General features: G+C 65.7%; 3 protein-coding genes. 2 read left to right on the top strand and 1 reads right to left on the bottom strand.

Going from position 1 to position 3203, the window contains the following annotated elements; genetic code table 11:
- Window positions 1–65: 65 nt before the first annotated feature.
- Window positions 66–422 carry an ArsR/SmtB family transcription factor gene (locus AC1DZ6_RS22090; protein WP_477099270.1) on the bottom strand — a complete coding sequence of 119 codons (357 nt, stop codon included), beginning with the start codon at window positions 420–422 and terminating at the stop codon, window positions 66–68.
- A 59-nt stretch (window positions 423–481) separates the two neighbouring features.
- Between AC1DZ6_RS22090 and arsH the strand changes: the two genes are divergently transcribed.
- Together arsH and AC1DZ6_RS22080 are read left to right on the top strand one after the other, a co-directional pair.
- Window positions 482–1198: an arsenical resistance protein ArsH gene (arsH, locus tag AC1DZ6_RS22085; RefSeq protein ID WP_477099269.1), complete on the top strand. Its 717-nt coding sequence runs from the start codon at window positions 482–484 to the stop codon at window positions 1196–1198.
- 265 nt (window positions 1199–1463) lie between these two features.
- The coding region (locus AC1DZ6_RS22080; protein ID WP_477099268.1) for a TonB-dependent siderophore receptor at window positions 1464–3203 on the top strand (1740 nt) is incomplete at its 3' end.

The raw sequence follows: 3203 nt of genomic DNA, 5'->3' as shown, positions 1-3203 counted from the left end.
GGCCAGCAGCAGAGCCGAGCCCAGGGCTTCGGCGGCCAGGCGGCGTTTGAGATCGAAGGCGGCGGTCACGAGGCGGTCGGGGAGTCGCAGCAGGCCGCGCGGGCGATCAGGCCCTCCAGCGGCGCGCAGATCTCCGGCGCGCCGCCGCAGCAATCCTGCATCAGGAAGCCGAGCAGGCCGCTCATGGCGCCGTAGTCGGCGGCGTAGATGATCGAGCGCCCCTCGCGACGTGAGCCGATCAGGCCGGCGTGCGACAGGACGTTCAGATTGGCCGACAGGCTGTTGGGGATCATGCCCAGGCGGCGGGCGATCTCGCCGGCCGCCACGCCTTGCGGTCCCGCCTGGACCAGCAGGCGGAAGATCGCCAGGCGACCCTCGTGACCCAAGGCGGAGAGGTTGGCGGCGGCGGCTTTCAATTCCATATTTCCAATATGATGGAAATGTGTGACGAGGTGAAGACGCTTTCGAGGATGACCGCCCGATGACCGAACTGCCTGCCCTGGACGCCCAGTTCCTTGCTCCGCCGACGGTGGAGGGCCTGGAGGTCGCGAAGCCTTCGACTCATCCGCCGCGCATCCTGCTGCTCTATGGTTCGCTGCGGGAACGCTCGTTCAGCCGGTTGCTGACGGAGGAGGCGGCCCGTTTGCTGAGTTCGATGGGGTGCGAGACGCGGATCTTCGATCCCCGCGAGCTGCCGTTGCCGGACGCCACCGGCTCCGACCATCCGAAGGTCCAGGAACTGCGGGCGCTGTCGCAATGGTCCGAGGGGCAGGTCTGGTGCAGCCCCGAGCGTCACGGGGCGATCACGGGCGTGATGAAGGCCCAGATCGACTGGATTCCGCTGGAGATCGGCAGCGTGCGGCCGACCCAGGGCAGGACCCTGGCGGTGATGCAGGTCAGCGGCGGCTCGCAGTCGTTCAACGCCGTCAACACCTTGCGCCTGCTGGGGCGCTGGATGCGGATGATCACCATCCCCAACCAGTCCTCGGTGGCCATGGCCTACAAGGAGTTCGACGAGGCGGGGCGCATGCGTCCGTCGGCCTATTATGACCGCGTGGTCGACGTGATGGWGGAGTTGGTGAAGTTCACGCTGCTGACTCGCGACCGCGCCGATCACCTCGTCGATCGCTACAGCGAGCGGAAGGCGCAGGGCGGGGTCTCGCGCGAAGCTGTGCTGGCGGCGCGGGCCACGGCCTAGCCCCGTCGCCGCCCGCCGATACGCCGGGTCAAGTCGCAACGCTTCTGGCGGGTCCTTGTGCGCGGTGGATCAAGTTTCTTGACCTTCGCCGTGCGGAAAGGGCTGGGGACTGAGCAAGAAGCGAGCGGTGACGACATTTCGTTCAAAATGTCAGATGTCGATCCCACCGGACGGCGGCGGTTGGGTGATGCTGGTTCTCAAGAGGCGTCGTCCTGGGGATAATCACCGCGGGTGATGGGCGCGACGACCTCGAACGAGGACGTCCATGTCGAACCAACGGCTTTTGATGGCGGGATCTTCCGTCGCTGTTCTGCTCGCTCTGTCCATCGCCGCGTCGCCTGGTCACGCTTTCGCCGCCGACACGGCCGCGGATCCGGCCGACGCTTCGACCGCCGTCGACGAGATCGTGGTCAAGGCGCGTGACAAGGCGGGTCTGATCGAGACCCGACCCAACAACACGGTGTTCGGCATCGACAAACCGCTGCTGGAGACGCCGCGCTCGGCCAGCTTCGTCAGCGACACCACCCTGCAGCGCTATGGCATCGAGACCATCGACGGCCTGACCGCTGTGTCGCCCGGCACCTACACCGCCAGCTTCTACGGCGTGCCCGGGGCGCTGAACATTCGCGGCACCCTGGCCGAGAACTACTTCCGCGGCTTCAAGCGCATCGAGAACCGCGGCACCTATTCCACCCCGATCGGCGCGGCCGACCAGATCCAGATCGTGCGCGGTCCGCCGACCCCGATCTACGGCTCGGGCAAGGTGGGCGGCATGCTCAACTTCATTCCGAAGTCGGGCAAAAACGAGGGCGGCTATCTGTCGGAGCCGACCGGCGAGGTCACGGCCACCTACGGCTCGTACAACAAGAAGAACGCCACCGCCCAACTGGGCCTGCCGGTGAACTTCGGACCCGTCACCGGCGGCGTCTACGCCTATGGCGAGGTCGAGGACAGCCACAGCTTCTACAAGGGCATCTATCCGCGTCGCCAGACCGGTGAGCTCTCGGCCGACTTCGACCTGGGCAACGGCTGGACCACGGCTTTGGGCGGCATGAAGTACCACTCGGACGGCGACGTGCAGACGCCCGGCTGGAACCGCCTGACCCAGAGCCTGATCGACAACGGGACCTACACCACCGGCCGCGACACGACCCTGGTCGATAGCGACCACAACGGCCGGATGACCCTGAACGAGATCAGCGGCAACAACGCCAACCCGTACTATTACGACCCGACGTTCAACCCGCTCTACATCCCGTACTACAACTTCTACAACACCAACGCGGCCCACATCCTGGACGCCGGCGTGGGCACGGTGAAGCTGTCGCCGCGCACGGTCTATATCAGCCCGGCCGACTTCTCGAAGACCGACACCAACACCCTGTATTTCGACCTGGCCAAGAGCCTGTCGCCCGACAGCAACATCAAGGCGCAGTTCTTCTATGACGACCAGGAGAACAAGCGCTTCGTCTCGTACGGCTATCCGGCCTGGTTCGACAGCTCGGTGTGGGAAGGCCGCGTCACCTACGACTTCGCCAACACGTTCGCGGACGGCGCGGTCACGGCCAAGTCGTTCATCGGCGCCTCGTACCGCGACTTCTCGGGCCGTCGGCGCGAAAGCTACAACAGCGGCGTGATCGCCCTGGACCGTCGTGACATCAGCTACGGCGCCACGGCCACCGACATCATCGACAGCCCGTTCACCACCGAGACGGGCGCCGGCGTGCTCGGCCTGGCTTGGGAAAACGACAACAAGTCCGACTGGAAGCAGAAGGGCGTGTTCTTCATGACCGACGTCATGATCGCCGAGAAGCTGAACCTGATGATCGGCGGTCGGTGGGACGACTACGACGTCACCTCGCACGACACCGGCGTGCTCAGCTACCAGGTCGCCGGCGAGCAGAAGGCCGGCAAGGACAAGTTCACCTACACCGCCAGCGCCACCTACAAGGCCCCGGGCGGGGTGATGCCCTACATTACCTACGCCAAGGCCTCGGCCCTGGAG

This window comes from Caulobacter sp. P1_B12_2 (genome assembly GCF_056406675.1).
Note: the sequence above shows the minus strand (reverse complement) of the source record. Positions and strands in the feature narration are given on the sequence as shown.